Annotated in this window: 14 protein-coding genes; 5 read left to right on the top strand and 9 right to left on the bottom strand. The window is 55.0% G+C overall.

Annotated features, from left to right (window positions below; genetic code table 11):
- Nucleotides 1-17 precede the first annotated feature (17 nt).
- The 3 genes from PHE17_RS02505 (at nucleotide 18) to PHE17_RS02495 (ending at nucleotide 2,849) form a co-directional block, all read left to right on the top strand.
- Nucleotides 18-1,172, top strand: coding sequence for a PilT/PilU family type 4a pilus ATPase (locus tag PHE17_RS02505; protein WP_301014234.1), 1,155 nt, complete (start codon nucleotides 18-20; stop codon nucleotides 1,170-1,172).
- Entirely contained in the window at nucleotides 1,172-2,305 is a 1,134-nt protein-coding gene (locus PHE17_RS02500) for a PilT/PilU family type 4a pilus ATPase (protein ID WP_301014233.1), read from the top strand. The genes PHE17_RS02505 and PHE17_RS02500 overlap by 1 nt, the downstream gene beginning before the upstream one ends.
- A gap of 142 nt (nucleotides 2,306-2,447) precedes the next feature.
- The gene (locus PHE17_RS02495) at nucleotides 2,448-2,849 is read left to right on the top strand and encodes a hypothetical protein (RefSeq protein WP_301014232.1); all 402 of its coding nucleotides are present in this window, start codon (nucleotides 2,448-2,450) and stop codon (nucleotides 2,847-2,849) included.
- A 6-nt stretch (nucleotides 2,850-2,855) separates the two neighbouring features.
- Here the strand turns inward: PHE17_RS02495 and bioD are convergent, their stop codons facing one another.
- Nucleotides 2,856-3,518, bottom strand: a complete 663-nt coding sequence (gene bioD / locus PHE17_RS02490) for a dethiobiotin synthase (protein ID WP_301014231.1) — start codon at nucleotides 3,516-3,518, stop codon at nucleotides 2,856-2,858.
- Nucleotides 3,519-3,721: 203 nt separating this feature from the next.
- Between bioD and PHE17_RS02485 the strand changes: the two genes are divergently transcribed.
- Nucleotides 3,722-4,246 (top strand): DUF1566 domain-containing protein, encoded by a 525-nt coding sequence (locus PHE17_RS02485; protein WP_301014230.1) that lies wholly within the window; start codon nucleotides 3,722-3,724, stop codon nucleotides 4,244-4,246.
- A 108-nt stretch (nucleotides 4,247-4,354) separates the two neighbouring features.
- Here the strand turns inward: PHE17_RS02485 and PHE17_RS02480 are convergent, their stop codons facing one another.
- The 8 genes from PHE17_RS02480 to PHE17_RS02445 form a co-directional block, all read right to left on the bottom strand.
- Nucleotides 4,355-5,845 carry an NADH-quinone oxidoreductase subunit M gene (locus PHE17_RS02480; protein ID WP_301014229.1) on the bottom strand — a complete coding sequence of 497 codons (1,491 nt, stop codon included), beginning with the start codon at nucleotides 5,843-5,845 and terminating at the stop codon, nucleotides 4,355-4,357.
- The gene (locus PHE17_RS02475) at nucleotides 5,845-7,383 is read right to left on the bottom strand and encodes a proton-conducting transporter membrane subunit (RefSeq protein WP_301014228.1); all 1,539 of its coding nucleotides are present in this window, start codon (nucleotides 7,381-7,383) and stop codon (nucleotides 5,845-5,847) included. Before PHE17_RS02475 ends, PHE17_RS02480 begins: the two co-directional genes overlap by 1 nt.
- A 13-nt stretch (nucleotides 7,384-7,396) precedes the next feature.
- On the bottom strand, nucleotides 7,397-8,956 hold the full coding sequence (locus tag PHE17_RS02470) for a proton-conducting transporter membrane subunit (RefSeq protein WP_301014227.1): 1,560 nt from the start codon (nucleotides 8,954-8,956) through the stop codon (nucleotides 7,397-7,399).
- Nucleotides 8,949-12,221, bottom strand: a complete 3,273-nt coding sequence (locus PHE17_RS02465) for a putative inorganic carbon transporter subunit DabA (protein WP_301014226.1) — start codon at nucleotides 12,219-12,221, stop codon at nucleotides 8,949-8,951. Before PHE17_RS02465 ends, PHE17_RS02470 begins: the two co-directional genes overlap by 8 nt.
- Before the next feature lie 13 nt (nucleotides 12,222-12,234).
- Nucleotides 12,235-13,791, bottom strand: coding sequence for a proton-conducting transporter membrane subunit (locus tag PHE17_RS02460; protein WP_301014225.1), 1,557 nt, complete (start codon nucleotides 13,789-13,791; stop codon nucleotides 12,235-12,237).
- The gene (locus tag PHE17_RS02455; protein ID WP_301014224.1) at nucleotides 13,784-14,311 is read right to left on the bottom strand and encodes an endonuclease domain-containing protein; all 528 of its coding nucleotides are present in this window, start codon (nucleotides 14,309-14,311) and stop codon (nucleotides 13,784-13,786) included. Before PHE17_RS02455 ends, PHE17_RS02460 begins: the two co-directional genes overlap by 8 nt.
- A 238-nt stretch (nucleotides 14,312-14,549) precedes the next feature.
- Nucleotides 14,550-17,804 carry a DUF2309 domain-containing protein gene (locus PHE17_RS02450; RefSeq protein ID WP_301014223.1) on the bottom strand — a complete coding sequence of 1,085 codons (3,255 nt, stop codon included), beginning with the start codon at nucleotides 17,802-17,804 and terminating at the stop codon, nucleotides 14,550-14,552.
- The gene (locus tag PHE17_RS02445) at nucleotides 17,801-19,297 is read right to left on the bottom strand and encodes an NADH-quinone oxidoreductase subunit M (protein WP_301014222.1); all 1,497 of its coding nucleotides are present in this window, start codon (nucleotides 19,295-19,297) and stop codon (nucleotides 17,801-17,803) included. The genes PHE17_RS02450 and PHE17_RS02445 overlap by 4 nt, the downstream gene beginning before the upstream one ends.
- A 282-nt stretch (nucleotides 19,298-19,579) precedes the next feature.
- Between PHE17_RS02445 and PHE17_RS02440 the strand changes: the two genes are divergently transcribed.
- The gene (locus PHE17_RS02440) at nucleotides 19,580-20,050 is read left to right on the top strand and encodes a hypothetical protein (RefSeq protein ID WP_301014221.1); all 471 of its coding nucleotides are present in this window, start codon (nucleotides 19,580-19,582) and stop codon (nucleotides 20,048-20,050) included.
- Nucleotides 20,051-20,203: the final 153 nt, after the last annotated feature.

Raw genomic sequence — 20,203 nt, 5'->3', positions numbered from 1 at the left:
CACACAGGAGGTGATGTATGGATCGTGATTCTGCCGTCAGTTACGTACACAAGCTGCTAGCGACCATGCTGGAAAAGCGCGGTTCTGACCTTTACGTCACCGCCGATGCCGCCCCTTCCATCAAGGTTGACAGCGAATTGCTGGCACTGACCAACCAAACTTTGAATGAAAGCAGTGCGCGGATGCTGGTGCGTTCGATCATGAACGACCGCCAACTCAAGCAGTTCGAGGAGGACATGGAATGCAACTTTTCCATCAGCCTGCCCGGCAAAGCGCGGTTCCGGGTCAATACCTTCACCCAGCGCGGTTGCGCGGGCATGGTGTTGCGCCACATCCCTAACCGTATCCCTGACTTCAAGGAATTGGGCTTGCCGCCGGTACTGCGTGACATCGCCATGACCAAACGTGGGCTGGTGATCATGGTCGGTGCGACCGGCTCCGGTAAATCCACCACGCTGGCGTCAATGGTCGATTACCGCAATGAAAATTCCAAAGGACATATCGTCACCATCGAAGACCCGATTGAATTCGTGCACGCGCATAAGGGCTGCCTGATTACCCAGCGCGAAGTGGGTATCGACACCGCCAGTTACGAAATCGCCATGAAAAATACCCTGCGGCAAGCACCGGACGTGATCTTGCTGGGGGAAATCCGTGACCGCGAGACCATGGACTACGCCATTGCCTACGCCGAAACCGGGCATCTGTGCCTTTCCACCTTGCACGCCAACAGCTCCAACCAAGCGATTGACCGCATCATCAACTTTTTCCCCGAAGAGCGCCGTAACCAGTTGCTGATGGATTTATCGCTTAACCTCAAAGCGGTGGTTTCCCAACGCTTGGTGCGCAAAGCCAAGGAAGACGGGCGCTTGCCAGCGGTGGAAGTGGTGATCAATACCCCACTGATGGCTGACCTGATCATGAAAGGCGATGTACCGGGGATGAAAGACCTGACTTCCAAATCCCGCGAGCACGGGATGCGCACGTTCGACCAAGCCCTGTTCGACTTGATTGAAGCCCGTAAAATCACCGTCCACGAAGGGATGCGCCACGCCGATTCACAAAACGATTTACGCCTGCGGCTCAAGCTGGAAAGCCGCTTTGCCAAAGACAATGATTTCTTCAAGGGGTTGGATAACATGGTCATCGAACCACTAGAGAACAGAGCGTAATGAACACTTTAAGCGAAAACGACCTACGCATCAGTCCCTTACTCATGATGATGGTGAAACAAGGCGCATCTGACCTGTACCTGACCACCGGCGCTTACGCCTCGCTCAAGATTCGCGGCAAACTCAAGCACATCAGCCGCGAACCGATGAAACCGGGCAATATCCGCCAACTGGCCGAAGAATTATTGACTGCTACCGAAATTGAGTCGTTCTTTAACGACCGCGAGTTGAACAAGGGTTTCTCACTGCGCGGGGTTGGGCGTTTCCGCATGAATTTCTACTTCCAGCGCGGGGAAGTGTCGATGGTTATCCGCCATATCCGTTCCGACATCCGTTCGCCGGAAGAACTCAAACTGCCGCCAGTACTGAAAGAACTGGTGATGCGTAAGGAAGGGCTGATCCTGTTCGTCGGCTCCACGGGTTCCGGCAAATCAACCTCAATGGCCTCGCTGATCCAGTACCGTAATGAACGCCACAGCGGGCACATCCTGACCATTGAAGACCCGATTGAGTACACCTTTCACCATGAAAAGTCGATCATCGGGCAGCGCGAGGTGGGTTTTGATACCTTAAGTTACGCCAATGCCATGCGCGAAGCCATGCGTGAAGCACCCGACATGATCATGGTTGGGGAAGTGCGTGACACCGAAACCATCGACGCGGTGCTGGGGTTTGCTGACACCGGGCATCTGGTGCTTTCCACCCTGCACGCCACTAACGTCATTCAGGCGCTAGAGCGCGTACTTTATCTGTTCCCCAGTGAAAACAAGGGGCGGGTACTGATGGATTTATCACTCAACCTGCGCGGCATCGTCGCCCAACGGCTGATTCCCGATGACAAGGATGGCTTGCATCTGGCGGCGGAAGTGCTGATAAACACCCCTTACGTGGCGGAGCTGATCCGGCAGGGGCAATTTGGTGATTTGAAAGACATCATTGCCAAAGGCTCCACGGATGGGATGCAAACCTTCGACCAATCGCTCTACCAGCTTTACAAAGACAGCAAGATCAGCCGCGCACGGGCGCTGGAATACGCCAGTTCCAGTAATGACATGGAATGGCAGCTCAACTTTGCCGCCACCAGCACCAATACCCAATCAAACGCCACCGCTATGCCCACGATTATTGCCTAAGTGTGAAATAGTTCACTGTTCCCGCCGCGCCATCCACGTACATTAGCGTTATGGGTCGGGAAACAATCCGCAAGGGATGCGGGCTGGATGGCAGGGACGCTGTTTCCCGTCCCTCATTCATCAGCTCACGGAGGATGCCGCCATGAACTATTGGCAAGCGCTGGCAACAAGCGTGTGGGGTGCGGGACTGCTGCTCGGAAATGTAGCGGCTTTTGCTGGCGACCGTTGCAACAATTTCGACATTAAAATTGCCAATCAGACTGGCACAACCGCGAAAGTAACCCAAGTCGATTATTTTGATTTCGCCGCTAACCAATGGCGCACCGAAGCACGGATTGAGCAAGTGCTGCAAGACGGCGTGCTGTGGGAGTGGAGCCGTAACCTCGAACACGTCGGCGGCGCGTTGAGCAAGTTACGCATTACCTACAAAGCAAAGCTCAGCGGCGGTTTTAACCTTAACCCTTACAGCGCTGCCCGCACCCAAGAATCTGCCACCTTCACCTGTGCGGATAATGGTGCAAGTCCCACGGTAAACTTACCGTAGAAGTGATTAACCCAGCGCTAGCGCAGGCAGGATTGGGATGCTGATATACCCGCGCAAGTCAGTGGCGTTGTCCATGCCTGCGGGGGCGGGCTGGCGCTGGTTTAAAACAATACCCGCCACCGTCAAGTTACGCCGCTGGGCAGCTTCAACCACCAGCAAAATGTGGTTGATGCAGCCCACACGGTCTTCCGCCACAACCAGCAGCGGCAAGCCCAGTGCGACGGCAAGGTCAGCATTCAAACCATCATCGGCAAGCGGGGAATAAAACCCGCCTGCGCCTTCCACTAACAAAAACTGTCCCGCTGACAGCCCCTCACGGCACTGTTGCACCAGCGTCCCAATCTGTAAGTGCTTCCCCTCCAATAACGCTGCCCGTGGCGGTGAAAGTGGGGCGCGGAAGCGGTTTTGACAAACCATTTCAGGGTTAACCCCAGCAACCTGGGAGAGTTGCCAGGTATCACTCAAGGTAACATCCGTATCTGACCAGCCCGATTCTGCCGGTTTGCGCGGCGTAATATCCCGCCCGATAGCGCGTAACACTTTGATAAGTCTAGTGCTTACCCACGTTTTCCCCACGCCAGTATCTGTGCCGGTAACAAACACACCCGGCAACCGCTCAAAGCCTGTCGCCGCCAACCACTGCATCAATTGGGGGTTGATATTGCTCAAAATAAAGCCTTCCTGATAACTCACCTGAGCGCACGCTTACTAATTGATACTTATGACGGGCGCGGATCAGTGATAAATTTAACTTATTAATAAAATCGTTTGAACCAATTTTATACCGCTTGCGACTTACTCAACAAATGGTAAGCGCTTGGGCTAGCGTTAAAAAAATCAATAGATTCTCAACTTGCTTGGTAACAACAACTATGAAAATGACCAAAAAAGCATTCTTGCGTGCGTGGGGCGGCAGCATCCTGTTTTTTTGTAGTGCTTATCCGGTTATGGCGCAAGAGTGCCTCACCAGTTTGCACGCGGCGGCAGCATCCCAACGCTTTATCGAGCATCGTGATGGCACGGTGACAGACACACAAACTGGCCTGATATGGAAACAATGCCTTGAAGGCCAAGAAGGCAGAGGCTGCTACGGCAAAGCCAGCCGCATGACGTGGGAGTTCGCTATGCAGCAAGCGCAAGTTGCTGACACGACGCGCTTCGCAGGCCAACGCGGATGGCGGTTGCCTACAGTTAAAGAATTAAGCAGCATCGTGGAAAGGCAATGCCAGAATCCAGCCGTAAACCTGAGCATTTTTCCACTGATGCCAGCACAGAGCGTATGGACGAGTAACCAATCCGATCCTAATGCATGGAGCGTTGACTTTAGTAAAGGCCAGCCATTCCAATCATTCAAAGCTGGCGGAAAATATGTCCGTCTGGTGCGTGACGTGCGGTAATCCACCACCGCATCAGGCCAACCCTCTACTGGCTGCTGGTTCCGGTTATATCCCACTTCCCCTGTGGATAGAAGCTGGAAGCAGTAGCCAGTATCTTATTGCCTCACCTTATGGCGTCGTTCCCGGCGGCAACATCAACGTTACCCAGTACTGGCTGCTGGCTTGCGTCATGTCTAAGATTCCTTGCGGATAGAAACCAAACACCAACACCAGTAACACCAACACCAACAGCACTGCCAGTTCACGTTTTTTCAAATCCGGGGCATCGCGGATGATGTCGTGTTGCGCTTCGCCCAGAAATGCCTTGCGGTAGAAATTGAGGAAATACGCCGCTCCGAGGATCACCACGAATAGTACCACCAGGCCCGCGCCGGTATGCACTTCCAGAATACTCACGATCAGCAAGAATTCTGCCGGGAAACCGCTAGTCGCAGGCATCCCAATCCCCGCCAAGCCAAGGAAGAAGAAGAATGACGCCAGCAAAGGCATGGATTTCGCCACACCACCCAAGCTGAGGATTTCGGTCGACCCGGTACGCTGGTGCAAAAAGCCGGTAATCAGGAACAAACCACCCGCCACCAGCGTGAAATTCAGCAATTGGAACACCGCCCCCTGAATCCCCTGCGGGCTGAATGCGGCAATCCCCAGCACCACCAGTCCGACATGGCTCAAGCTGGAAAACGCTAACATGCGCCGCAAACTGGTTTGGCTCAAAGCGGCTACCGCACCATACAGCACCCCGATCATCCCTAGCCCTACCAGCACCCACTGGAATTCACGCGCCGCATCGGGAGCCAAGGGCAAAGCGAAACGCAGCAAACCATACGCCCCCACTTTCAAACCTGTCAGCAGCGCAACCACGCCCGCTGGGCCTTCCTGCGCCACCACTGGCAACCACGTATGCAGCGGGAACAGCGGCACTTTTGCCCCAAAACCCACCAGCAACAGGAAAAATACCGTCACCTGCACCCCGTGTTCACGGCTGTTTTGCAGCAAATCGGTGTAGGCGAAACTCATCCCACCCGGATTATTAATCGCCATCACCACAAACCCAACCAAGATCGGCAAACCGCCCGCGAGCATGAATAGGCTGTATTTCACCCCTGCATAACGCCGGTTCGCGCCACTGCCCCACAAGCTGATCAGGAAAAACAGCGGCAACAAGGTCATTTCCCAGAACAAGAAAAATAGGATGGTATCCAGCGAGGTGAAAATCCCTAGGATGGTACATTCCAGCACCAACAGCAGCGCGAAATACATGCGCGGCAAGGTGCGAATCGCATTCCACGACGCCAGTATCACCCCAATAAACAGCAGCGCGGTGAACGGCAGGAACAACACCGACAGGCCATCCACCCCCAGACGGTAAGCAATACCCAAATCAGGCATCCACGGGGTGGTTTCCATAAACTGGAACCCCGTTTGCGTGGGGTCAAACTGCACGACCACGAGAAGGCTGATGACCAGCACCAAGACAGCCGTTGTTAACGCCGCCCAACGTGCTTCACGCCCCGGCATCATACCTGTCAGCACCGCACCCAGTGGCAAAATCAGCAACAGCAAGCTCAACCACGGAAAATCCATACCTAATAGCGTCATTAGTGTGCCTCCCCGTGCAAGCCTTCAAGATTCAAACCCGGAAACAACCCCGCCAACCCGTTCACTGGCTCGGCAATCAACGCCGTCCACGGTGCGGAATAAAACCCTACGCCGACAATCACCAGCATCACCAGACCCGCCATGAACATTTCCGCCGGATACGTTGGGCAAGTATCCCAACGCGACGTATCCACCGCCGCGTTGCCCAAAAACGCCTGTTGGAATGCCCGCAACAGGAAGCCCGCCGCCACCAAGTTCCCCAGTGCAGCGGCAATCGTTGCCAATGCCCCGAAACTTTTGATTGAGCCTTCCAACACGAAATGCACCGCGTCAAAACCCGGCGTTCCCGGCATCCCCACAATCGCCAAGCCCGCGACCAAGAATGCCAGCCCCACAATCGGAATGTAATCCAGCAAACCACCCAGCTTACTCAAACGGGTAGTACGGGTACGCTGCCACACCATGCCCGTCATCAACGACAGCCCGGTAATCGCCACCCCAAAGTTCAGCGCCAGCAAGATACTTCCCCGGAAGCCCATCGGGTGCAAACTGAACAAGCCGAGGGTCAAAATCCCGGTATGACTGATAACCGCAAACGCCAGCATTTCACGCAAAGTCTGTTGGCGCATCGCCAAAAACGCTGCGTAAAACACCCCACTGGCAGCAAAGATGGTGGCAATAACGTGCCATTCCTGCACCGCTTCCGGCACAATCGGGAACACAAAGCGCAACAGCCCGTAGACCCCCACTTTCAGCCCCAGTAGGTAAATCGGTGCCACCGCAACATTGCCGTGGATCATGAAACTCGGTAGCCAGCCGTGCAGCGGGAACAGCGGAATGCGCACCCCCAAGCCATAGAACAGTGAAAAGAACACCAACGTCCCGATCATGCTCTTTTGCCCGAAATGCAGGTTCGCCAGATCGTACAGGCTGAAACTCCACTGCCCGTGATTGGCGTCAGCGTAGCTCCAACCCAGCAACAGTGTGCCAAATGCCAGCAGCAGCAGCCCCACTGCCATGAATTGCAGGAACCGCGCCAAAGTCGGTTGGATGTCATGGAAAGTAGGCCAGCGTTTGGTGATGTACGCCACCAGCAAGATTTCCAACAAGGACATCAAGGTAAACCAGAGCATATCCACCGTGACAAACTGGCTGACCAAGGTTGCTTGGATCATCATCATCGCCGCCAACACCGCGCTTTCATGCAGCTTGCGGATCAGGATGAACACCACGCTCAACAAGCCCAACACACTGGTCAGCAACAGGAACAACACCCCGATGCCATCCACCGCCACATGGTAGTGGAGCGCCCCCAAAAGTTGGAACTGTTCGCCAAACTGCATCACCCCAGCAGGCTGATGGATGTCAAAGCGGGCATACAAGCTCAGCGCCAGTAACATTTCGGCAACAGAAGCAATCCCCGCCAGCGCCATTGCCGCTTCCCCACGAACCCGGATCAGGATCAGCCCGGTCAGCAACGGTAGCAATTGCAAGGTTGCCAACAACGGCGTGGAACTTGGAATTTCAGTAAACGTCATCGCTAAGCTACTCCTAGAAAATCACCACCAGCGTTACCGCCACCAACAGCACCAAATAACGCGGTTGGGTCAGCAAACGGTCAATCCTGTCCAGATAACGCCCCAAAACCTCCAAGGTTTCCTTGGCCTTACCGCCATCTTGTTGCAGCAACAAGCGTTGTTCCAGCCACTCCAGTTGTTCCGCCGCCCACTGCATGAGCTTGCCGAATAAGCCGGAACCCACCCCGATACTACTTTCCAAACGCAATGTGCCTTGCTGGAGCGCCTGCATTTCTGCCAGTGAGGAAATGCCGCTGTGGTAAATCGGCGTACCGCTGAGCTTATCCAGAATTTGCCCGTCGAATACTTGGGTTTCCTGCGACAAGGCTTGGGTCGGTTTCACCAGCAACCAATCGGTCAGCGGGTCAAGCCAGAAACGTTGCAACGCGGCAACGTGTAACCAATGGCAACGCCCCAACCATGCGGGGGCTTTGGGTGCTGCCTGCCAATCCACATGCAAGGCAAAGGATGGCGAATGCAGGAATTGGTACGCCCGCCACACCGCGTGGAACAACAGATGCAGCAGCGCCAGCGTGTACCAGCCGACGCTGATTTCCACCAACATCAAGCCGGTTTGCCCCAAGGTAGAAAATAGCAGCGAAGTCTTGATGTCAGTTTGCACCATACCGCCTAACCAACCATACAAGATGGTCAAAATACCCACCAACATCAGCAGGTATTGTAAGGCAGGCACTTGTTCCAACAAGGGGTGGATGCGCAATAACAGGTAAATGCCCGCGTGTACCATTACCGCACCATAAAACACAGTACTCGAAGGCGTCGGCCCTTCCAACGCCCGCGTAATCCACGCCGAAAACGGAAATTGCGCCGATTTCACCAAAGCCGCCGCCATAAAACCCAGCGCGGTAATCCCGATCATCAGGCTCGGAACACCCGACGATGGTGCTAGCAAGACATTCCATTCAGTACTGCGAAACCACGTAAACGCCATGAACATCCCCAGCATGAAGCCCGCATCCCCCAGCCGGTTGGTAACGAACGCACGGGTGGCATTATTGGTCGCGGTCTTGCTCTGCCAGTTGTAACCGATCAGCAAGTAAGAACTCGCCCCCGCCAATTCCCAACCGACAAATGCCAGCACCGCACTGCCTGCCAACGTAATCAGTTGCATCGCCGCCGCAAACAGCGCCAGCACCATGAAAAACCGCTGAAACCCCGCTTCCCGATGCAAGTAATTGACCGAAAAACGTGTTACCAGCAGGGTAATCAGCGCGATGACCGTCGCCACGCTCAAACTCAAGGCATCGAGGGTGAAACTGATATAAGCCGTATACATTCCACTGTGCAGCCACGGGAACAGCACAAGCTGCCGCGCCGCGCCGTCACCCAAAGCGAATACCCCGTCCAGCACCAACAGCAGCAATAGGCTGAGGAAACCCGCCAGTTGCGCGGCAAATACCGTCCCCCGTTCGCCTTCCTCACCCCGGCTCCAGCCAAACAGCGTACCGCACGCAATCCAACAAGCGGCAAGCAACGGCAAACCGGGAACCAGTAAGACTATCCAATCAGGCATAAGCCACCTCCCCACCAATTTGTGCAGGCGACAAATGCCCGTGATGCCCGCTATACCATTCCGCCGAACTGTTGGCTTGCGGTAATTTATGCAACATTCCCTGCCACTTTACAAAGCCTACCCCCGGCTTGAACTGCTGGATTTCATTGCTGTGGGGCGGTTTCACTGCCAACAATACCCAATCATTGTCCAGCAACTGCCGCAAATAAGCATGGCGCTGGTAAATCAGCCCCAATGTTTCGGGTTCGGCTTCCACCACCACCAGCAAGCGCATCGGTTCGTGCAATTCCACCATTTGTTGGGCAAGGCCGGTGCGCAAATCGCTGGAAGCCCCTTCCATCACCCCGAACAGCCCCGTCAGGTTATGCGTAGCCTTGCTGCCGGAACCGAAGTAACCACTTTGCATCCGCGAGAAATAGTAATCCATCTGGATACCGACCCCGACCACGCCGTTGCCTTGCAATTGCGCTTCCAGCATCCGCCCTTCCGGGTCATTGTGCGGGTTGTAGGAAATCAGGAAGGAGCGCCGATCCCAGAAAATGCCTTTGCTCAAGCTACGCGGGCCGATGAAAGCCACCGCACAGCCTTGATGCCCCAATTCCGCCCGCACTTGGTCGGGGGATGCCGCCCGTGCTTGCACATGGCGTTTGGCCTGTGCTGGGGATAATTTCGTCGGGGCGGAAGCAAACTTGCGGCAACGTTCGTGTGAAGACTGGCGCACCGCCTGTTCCGTTGCTTGCCGCACCCGCTGGAAGAGCGCTTGATGGCTGGCGGGGATCAAATCCGTATCAAACCAGTCAATATCATCGCTGGTGGTATCGTGCTCGCTGGCAATGAAACGGCATTCATCAGGAATACTGATGCCATGCTGGGCAGCCAGTTGCGCCCGCACTTCCAACTCGTTCACCATCCCGGCGAAAGCACGCGCATTCGGCCCGCCGAAACGCCCGCTGCACGCCCCACAACCGTAGCCAAGGATATGCGGGTTATTCAAATGGCGCGAACGGTGCGCCATCAACACCACCAAGGGGGAAAAGCCGCTGGTAAAACCCGTCAGTTTGAGGAAAGCCGCGACCTTAGCCACCTTTTCCTCAGCACTCAGTCCAATCTGGTTTTGCGCGGCACTCGGGCATTCCAACGCTTCGCGGGCGGTGTAATCAACACGCGCCTGCACGGGCAAACTGGCCTTACGCTGCATCTTAGCCATGAAACGCTGGTAAGCCGACGGCATCAAACTGCGCCCCAGCAATTCCAGCAAGGCGAACGGAGCAAGTACTGGCAATGCCAGCGCAGTTTCCAGCACCCCGTGGCGCATCCAATGGTTTTTCATGCGCTTGAGCCATTCGATGGCACGCTGGCGTTTCCGGTGCAGTGGTAAGCGCTGTTGCCCACTGGCAGTCGGCACTTCGCGGAATTCATGCACTGCCGTCACCACCGGCTGCGCCAATTTGATCGGCTTGCAACCATCCAACGAACGCCAGTTATTGGGCAAACCAAACACGCCCGCCGCGCCCAAGGTTTCCAGTTCCGGGGCAAGTTCTTCCAGATGGCGGCGCACACTTTCCTCGCGGTCATCCATACAGAAAATCAGTTGGGCAACGGGTGAAGCCCCCTCGCCCCTTGAGGGACGACCCTGCAAGGGGCTGGGTGCGGGGGTTTGGGGGTGAGGGGTCATGTGCTTATTCAGCAACGCACTGAAAATTTCTTCCTGAAAGTGGTGTTCATACGCCCGTAACCACAAGTAACCGCTGGTATTGGGGTCATCCAGTGCTTCCAAAACACTCAACAAGCGGTCGATCCGCTCCCGTTCCAGTTGCGCGAAACGCTGCGCATCCATTCCCATGTGCTGGGCAAGGTGGAACAGTCGCCATGCCTTCCGGTAGATGTCAGTTCCGACCGGAATCACGGTTTCTGGGGCAAGGTTCCACGTCAGGATTTGGTGGGCAAGCTGATGCCATTCCAGCGGCTGGATGTCTTCTTGGCTTTCAAGGAATTGCTGGGCAAGCTGTTGCAGGTATTCAGGCAAAGTGGCGTTATAGGCATGGTAGCGGACAAAAAACTCGTCCTCATTGTGGTGGAAGTAGCCCCGGATACCGATGGTACTGGCATCCACCTGCCACGATTCGCTGGTCAAACGGCGGCAATACAAGTGTTCCAACACCAGCCGCACCGCCAGATAATCTTCCATCTGATTGACCGCAGGCAAGCCGAGATAGCCCGGATTTTTTGCCCGCCAGTTGAACATGCCCGACCAACCCGGCAGTTCCAACGCCAATGAACGTAGGTAATCATCCCAGTGTTGCTTGTCGATGCCGATGCGCATCAATTCCTGATGAATGATTTCCAACGGGTCGTCATGCAGGGAATCGAGGTAATCGCCCCAGTTATCCATCCCCTCCAGCCACGGGGTGATGTCTTGCAATGCGGCGGCACGCCAGTAAGCGTAGAAACCTTCACCCTCTGCCCTCAACCCTGCCACGCCCTGATCCAGCCAACTTGCCAGATAACGCCCCAGTTGCGGCAATACCTGTTCCATCACATCCACGCCGGTCAGCTTCTTCAGCAAAGTGCGTAAGGTAATGCCATTACCGACCTGATCCACAAGCTTGTGCAACAGCTCGCGGCCTTCGCTATGGATCAGGGCTTCCGCATCCGGGATAGCTTTACCGATTTGGCCTTGCTGCTTGATCCGGCTCCAGATTTCATTGATGTCAGCTAAACGTAAATTGAGTAAGGCTTCCGGGTGCGGCAGGTCGTAATTCAGTTCCAGCCGTTGCAGGCAGGTTTCCCACAGATTGCGGATTGCGCAGGCTTCATCTTGCCCTGCGGCTTCCAGCAGTTTTTCGCGCTGTTCAAACGGCACATCCGACTGGAAACATTCCAATGCGCGGTTTTCTTCCACCTGCCAACGCATTTGCTGGAAAGAAATGGCTTTGATGTTATTCGCCAGCACCGTCAGCCAAATATCTTTGTCGTCGGCTTTATCAACTTCGGTATCAAGGATGCTGCAAATGTCGAGGCGATTGATACGCCCTTGCTGGTAGAAACGCCGGTATTCACTGGCAGGCAGATAACCCAATGAGCCAGTTTGCGCATACACGGTGCGCAGGGCTTCCTCAAACGGCAGATGCTCGTAATTCATCAGCGGGTTAAAGTGGACGAAATCCTGCAAAGGCGCTTGGATCGGCAGGACAGCATCCAAGCCCGCAATTGCCTGCCGTAGCAACTCGCGCTGCTCAATATGTGCCTGACTGTGGTCACTCATGGTGTAATTATTCCTACAAAATAACGGCCAGCGTGACCGCTATTAACAAGACCAGATAACGGGGTTGCGCCAACAACTCCTCGATCAAATCCAGATACCCGCCGACTTGCCGCAGGTTTTCCCCCAATTTTCCGCCGCCCTTTTGCAACAACAGCCGATCTTCCAGCCACTCCAGTTGTTCCGCAACCCACTGCATCAGCCTGCCGAAAATACCGGATGCCGTACCAACGCCGCTTTCCAGCCGTAATTTGCCTTGCTGGAAAGCCTGCATTTCCGCCAAAGTGCCGAGCATATTGCTGTGCGATGGTGTCCCGGTCAGGCGGTCGATGAAACGGCTATCGAAATTCTGCGCTTCATGTGCCAACGCCTGCGTAGGCCGTACCAGCAGCCAGTTTTCCAGCGGAACCAGCCAAAAACGTTGGAGGGCGGCAGTATACAACCATTTTTGCTTACGCAACCACGCTGGAACAGGTTTTGCCGGTTCCCAGCCCGTTTGTTGCAGGAACGAAGGCGAATGCAGGAACTGGTACGCCCGCCAGATCGCGTGCAGCATCATGTGTACCGCAGCGAAAGTCGTCCAACCTAAACCAATTTCCACCAGCATCAAGCCAGTTTGCTGTTGGGTGGAAAACATCAGCGAGCTTTTGATGTCGGTTTGCACCAACGCCCCCAACCAGCCATACAGCACCGTCATCGCCCCCACCAGTATCAACAGGTATTGCAAGGCAGGCGCTTGTACTAACAGCGGCTCAATGCGCAACAGCAAATAAATGCCCACATGCACCATCACCGAACCGTAAAATACCGCACTCGATGGAGTGGGGCCTTCCAACGCACGGGTAATCCAAGCCGTAAACGGGAACTGCGCCGACTTCACCAGCGCTGCCAGCATGAAGCCCATCGCCATGATCCCAACCACCAAACCCGGCATCTCCGCATGGCGTTGCAGCAACACATCCCATTCGGTACTTTTCAGCCACACAAACGCCACGAACATGCCAAACAAATAGCCTGTATCGCCGAAGCGGTTGGTGACGAAGGCACGGGTTGCCCCTTCCGCTGCCGTTTCCCGATGCCATGCGTAACCAATCAGCATGTAGGAGCTGATCCCCGCCATTTCCCAACCAATAAAGCCCAGCAAGGCACTGCCCGACAATACAATCAGCAGCATCGCGCACGAAAACAGCGACAGCACGATGAAAAAGCGCTGGAAACCGATCTCACGGTGCAAGTAATTGACCGAAAAGCGCGTCACCAACAAGGTGATGGTGGCAATCACCACCCCGAAACTCAAGCTGAGCTTATCCAGCGTAAAACTCACGAAAGCGTAGTATTCGCCACTGTGCAGCCACGGGAACAGCACCACATGACCGGGTGCGCCTGCGATAGCATCGTAAATGGCAAGGGTAAGCATCCCCAACAGGCTCAAGGTGTTGGCAGTAACGGCGACGAAAGCGGTTTCGCGCTCACCTTTTTCACCCCGGTTCCAACCGAAAATGAAACCGATGACGATCCACGCAGCGGAGAGGAAGGGGAGGCCGGGGATTAGGAGGAGCAATTCGTTAGGCATGGTGTATCCGCCCCTCTCCCTCAAGCTGCGCTTTACCCCTCACCCCTAGCCCCTCTCCCTCAAGGGGAGAGGGGGACAAGAGGAGGGTGGATTCAATAGTGGTGGTAACGGTTTTTAGGTTTTGTTCTACTTGGGTGGCAGTGAAGCGTAGGAATTGGTAGCCGCAGCATTCGAGTAGGTGTTGGCGTTCTTGGTCGCGTTCTATCTGGGTTGCGTGGATTGCACCGTCTACTTCGACAATCAGATTGTGTTCGGCACAGAAGAAGTCCACGACAAAAGCTCCAATGGGTTGTTGGCGACGGAATTTGTAGCCCGCTACTTGGCGGTTACGGAGAGCTTGCCACAAAATGGCTTCACTTGGCGTGGGGATTTTACGGAAGTCGCGGGCGCACTCCATCATTTGCAGGTGGCGTTCGGGGCTGATGGGAAGGCGAAGAAACCCCTCACCCCCTAGCCCCCTCTCCCTCAAGGGGCGAGGGGGGACAGGAGTGTTTTTGTCATCACGAAGTGTGTGCTTCATTTTGTTTTCTTTTCTTATTTTGTCGGCAAAGTCATTTTTAGCTGCATTTGCACGTAAACTAGCCAATACCTCAACTATTTCCCTATTAGGTTTTCCATCCTGACTATTATCTTTAGTTTTCCTCTGTCCTCTTTCCAATTCAGCATGTAGCACGACATCCGCCAGTGTAGAGACATCATCATCTTCTCTAGCCTTACTACCCAACTGACTTAAAATAGACTCCAGATAACGCTCACGATTAAACAAGCTGCACCCTCCTCTCTTGTCCCCCCTCGCCCCTTGAGGGAGAGGGGGCTAGGGGGTGAGGGGTGGCTCCCGCCGTCACCAACACCGGAGAAAGATGCCCATAATGCCCTTTGTACCAATCTACTGAGTGCTCCACCACAGGCAGCGCATGAGTTTCCCCCGTCCAACGCACAAACCCCGTTCCCGGCACAAACACATCAATCGCCGTCGAATCGGGGTCTTTCACCGCCACGATAATCCAGCCATTACCGATCAATTCCTGTAAAGGCGGCTGGCGTGCGTAAATTTCCCCGACCGTAGCTGCTTTGGCTTCCACCACCACCAGCAAGCGCATGGCTTCGTGGATTTCGATCATTTGTGCAGGCAAACCTGTGCGCAAGTCGCTAAAGACGCCCTCCATGACCCCAAACAGCCCTGTGAGGTTGTGGGTCACTTTTGTGCCAGCGCCGTAACGCTCGTTGTTCACTGTGGAAAAATAGTATTCAAGGCTGATGCCCGCCCCCACTGGCCCTGCCATCAGCAAGATACCTTCGAGGACACTCCCATCCGGGTCGCGGGTACAATCGTAGGAAATCAGGAAACCACGCCGGTCGAGGAAACTGCCACGGGTCATGGAGCGCCGCCCAACAAACGCGCTGGCGTTGGTGGCGTGCCCCAGTTCCGGGCGAGCTTGGCTGTAATCAAGGGCGCGGCTAGCAATGTGCGCTGCGGCTTGTTGCAAGGTCGGGTTACGCGGGGCGGAAGCCAACTTCCGGCAACGTTCATGCGCTGAATGCATCGCCGCTACACGGATGGCTTCCTGCAAGGTTTGCAACTTATCCCGCAACACAGCAGGCACTTTGTCTGTGTCGTACCACGGAATTTGTTCGTCGCACGTATCGTGTTCCGCCCCCACGAACCACGTATCGTCAGGGATGCAAATCCCCCGCTCCACCAACAATGCCCGCACTTCCGGGCGGTTTGCCATCGACGCAAACACCCGCGCATTCGGCCCGCTGTGGCGTCCGCTGCACGCACCGCATTCATAGGCAGCAGCGTGCGGGTTATTCTGGCTGGTGGAACCGTGCCCCATGATCACCACCAGCGGAGCAAAGCCGTCGGTCAGGCCAATCATGCGCAGGAAATCACCGACCTTTTCCACCTGTTCAGTGTCGGTGAAACCCATCTGGTTTTGCTGCCCGGAACGTTCCGCATCCGGTGACAAGGCAATGTATTCCAGCTTGGTGGGAATCGGTATATCGGCCTTGTGCCGCAAGCCTTTGACCCACTGACCGAAACCCAATGGCATGTAGGATTTGCCTAGCATAATCCCCAATGACGCAGGAGCCAGCACCATCTGGCTGAGAGTTCCCAACAACAAATTATGGCGGGTAACATGTTGCAAACCCGCGAACAGACGTTTACGCCACGTGACGCGCCGCTCATGTACACGCCGCAATTCAGCAGCCTCATCTGCGGGCACTTCGCGCACCAGATGTTCGGGCGTCACAGGCACGGGGCAAAGTTTGGTGACGCTCTTATCATCCAGCCCTTGCCAGTTCATCGGCAGGTTGAAAAAAGCAGCAGCACCCAACGTTTCAATTTGCGGGCTTAATTCTTCCAGATGGCGGCGGATGCCTTCTTCGCGGTCATCCATGCAGAACACTACCTGTGCCTGCGGACGCTGCCCGCGCTGTTCCCACGCCCCACGCTGGTGGTTGTTAACCACCGCATTGAAAATTTCTTCGCGGTAATGGCGTTCGTAAGCTTGCAACCACAGGAAACCGGCGCGTTCCTCATCCAGCGTTTCCAGACAGGCAAACACCTTGGCAAGCTGTTCTGGGGGCAAGTTGCGGATCGCGGAGGCATCCCATTGCAATTGCCGCGCAAGGGAAAACAAGCGCCAACCCTGATCGTAAACCGCGCCTTCACCCCAGCCCGTGAACACCTGCGCCCATGTCCAAATCTGGTGGGCAAGCTGGTTCCAGCGCTGGTCTTCGTACACACGCGGGCGGCTCTGCTGGATCATTTGCTGCGCAGGCGTGAGCAAGTATTCCGGCAATCGGCGGTTAAATGTGTAATAGCGCACCAAAAACTCAGCCCCGTGACGACGGAAACGCCCGCGAATATCGCTAAGGCTGGCTTCCATCAGCCAAACCTGACGGCACAGGCGGCGGGCAAACAAGTGTTCCAAACTCAAACGCATCGCCAGATAGTCGAGCATCCCGACCTGCGGCTGGATAATGCCTGCATAGCCGGGGTGTTCGTGCCGCCACAGGAACATGCCCGACCAGCCCGGAAGTTCCAACGCCAACCGTTCCAGATAGCTTTCCCACTGTTCTTTGGCGATACCAATGCGCTGCAACTCAGCAATAATTGCATCTACCGGGTCATCCGGCAGCGAACTCAGGTGTTCGCGCCAATCGGGCAACTCTTCCAGCAGTGACGTAAGGTCATTCAAACTGGACTCGCGCCACGCCGTATACAGGCTGGTTCCATCGTGCCCATTCGTCCACGCTGCCATACCCTGATCCAACCATGCCGCCATTTGGCGCAGCAATAGCGGGCGGATGTCGTGCATGATGTCTTCACCCGTGACTGCCAGCAGCAAACCGCGCAAGGTCAGGTCTGTGCCGACCCGATGGGTCAGTTCCAGCAATTGGTGTTGGGCGTCTTGGCGCAAACGTTCGTCGATGTCGACCGCCTCACCTTCCAATTGGGCAGCAAACAAACGGGCAGCACGTTCGGGGGAAAAGTTCAGCAGGTCTTCGGAATGCAGCAGGTAATGTTCGAGTTGCAATGCCTCCATGCAAGCCGCCCACAACTCACCATGCGTTTCCAGCGCGTGGACTTCTTCCACTTGCCAGACAAATTGGCTGGGGGTAATCGGCTTGATCGGGGCAAGCATTGCAGCGCGGTAAATATCTCCGCGTGTCACCGTGCCTTGCGCATGGCTGAAAACACTTTCCGCGCTATCCAAACGGGCATCTGCTTGCAACACCGCCTGCAAATCGTCTTGCGTGATGCGTCCTTTACGGAAATATTCGCGGAATTTCTCCACGGGCAAATAGCCATGTGAACCCGTGATGTCATGTGCCGCTTTCAGCGCTTGTGGGAATGGCAGGTGCTGGAAACCGTGCAAGGTATTGTGGTGGACAAAATCCCGCAGTGGCGCTTGACCGGGCAAAACGTGCCCCAAGTGCTCCAACAGGTGTCCGAAGCGATGGGATGCTGCGTCAGCGTGTTGGTCTTGCCCTGCGTGACTCACGGCATAACATCTCCTGACAGGTGCGCGGCTACTGCCAACGCATGATCAGCAACAAAATGCTGTACCGATACATCCATCATGTCCAGCAACGGCGTGGGGTAGAAACCCAGCAGCATCGTGCCGAAAATCAGCGTACCTGCCGCCATCATTTCCAGCGGGCGTAAATCTTCCACCTGCTGCATATCCAGCCGTACCGGGCCGGTATACAAGTGCTTAACCGTGCGGATGCTGTAAGTGGCAGTAACTAACACCCCCAAGGACAGCAGCACGATGCTCCAACCCCAAACATTGAAACCGCCAATCAACACATGCAATTCCGCGACAAATCCAGCGGTACTCGGCAACCCCACCCCGCCGACAAAGGCCAAAATGATGAGGAACGCAAAACGCGGCGTAACCTTAATCAGCGAGCCGTAGTCATTAATATCGCGCGTATGGGTGCGTTCATACAGCAACCCGATCAACATGAAAGTTGCCCCCGCAACCAATCCGTGCGCCACCATCTGGTAAACTGCGCCCGTCATGCCGTAGATGTTCAGGGTCGAAATACCAATCAGCACCACCCCCATGTGGCTGACCGACGAATACGCGATCATTTTTTTCATGTCGCTTTGCCGCCAAGCCAGCAAACCACCGTACAGCAAACCGATCAGCCCTAGTGCAAACAACACTCCCTGCATCGCTTGCGCCGCAGCAGGCAAAATTTCAATCGCACGGATCAGCCCATACGAACCCATTTTCAGCAGGATACCGGAAAGCAAAATACTCACCGGGCTAGGTGCTTCCACATGCGCCAGCGGCAACCAACCATGCAGCGGGAATACCGGCATTTTCACCCCGAAACCAATCAGCAGGCCGGTAAAAATCAGCACCTGTTCACCCACAGGTAACTGCTTCGCACCTTCCGCCATCGCACTGAAACTGAAAGCGTGCGCTGGAGTCGCGTCAAACAACATCAACAACGCCAACAGCATGAAAATCGAGCCACCCATGGTGTAAAGGACGAAATTCAGCGCGGCAGTCTGGCGGTTTTTCCCGCCCCAACGGTCGATGAGGAAAAACAGCGGGATCAGCACCAACTCCCAGAACACGTAGAACAAGCCCCAATCCTGCGCCATGAACACGCCCATCGTGGCAGCTTCCAGCAACAACATCAGCAGGTAATAGCCCTTAACATGGTGCGTTACCATGTGTGAGGCAAGCAAGGCCATCAACACCAGCAAAGCTGTCAGTAATACTAGCGGGAAGGAAAAACCGTCGATCCCCAGAGCAAAGGATGTGCCGAGTTGCGCATTCCACACATGTTGTACATGCAACTGGATGCCGGGTTCGATAAAGGAGAACTGTGTAATCAGGCTGATGGCATAAGCCAGCGTCAGCACTGCCGCAAGGATGGCAGTATTACGGATCAATGACGGACGGTTGCCGGGCAACAAAGCGACGACAGCAGCGCCCGCAGCAGGCAGGAGCAACAGCAGGGTTAAAGGATCCATAGAGTCCAATGCTTGTTATGTTGAGCTTAAAAGGGTGCAAGTCACGGATGATACAATGGTTTATAGGGGATGGGTAGGCTTCACCCACACCCCCAACCCGTATCAAGGCAGAATTCGCAGCACCTGTCAGCAAGCTTCAGGAACACCTGAACCGCCAGCCCGATAAATGGTGTGCTTTTTTTGCAGAACACCTCTTTACATTAGTACATTCTAATATTATTATTAACCACATGTTCCAAGAACACTGAATCCAACAAATTGAATCGCTAGGAGACATTAATTATGAAACTGCAAGCTATCGCATTCGCTGCTTTGATCGCCATTTCTGGTGCTGCTTCTGCTAACTTCTTTGACGGTTTTGACAACGGTAACGGCGTTGGTCAAGGCTACAGCAACGGCACTGGTTCCACTGCTGCTAACGGCAATGGCTACGGTAACGGTAATGGCGACGCAAACGGCTGGGGTCGTGGTAAAGGCAACGCTGACGGCGAAGTTGAATTCACCATCAACTTCAAAGGCAAAGGCAAAACCGACATGGCTACTGACATGGCTGCTAACGGTAAAGGCAACGGCGACTGGTATGCTGCTGGCAACGGTTATGGCTACGGCGATGGCAACGGTCAAGGCTACGGCTACAGCCAATCTTCCCAGAACGGCTACAATGGCTACCCGATGATGCCTGCTGCTCCGCAAATGCAACAAGTTCCTGCGGCTGCTCCTGCACAAGCACCTGCTGCGGCTCCTGCGAAGTAATTTCAGCTTTTTCCGCTGAAAAACAAAAAGGCTCCTGCGGGAGCCTTTTTGCGTTAAACCCTAACCCTATCAGGATTTCTGATAATCGGTCGGGTCGGTTTGCGGAAAATCAAGTACAAAGCACCACACTAAGAGGATAGTGAAGACTTCCTC

It is taken from the genome of Thiothrix sp., from assembly GCF_028714775.1.
Classification (GTDB): domain Bacteria; phylum Pseudomonadota; class Gammaproteobacteria; order Thiotrichales; family Thiotrichaceae; genus Thiothrix.
This window is presented reverse-complemented; position numbering and strand designations above follow the sequence as displayed.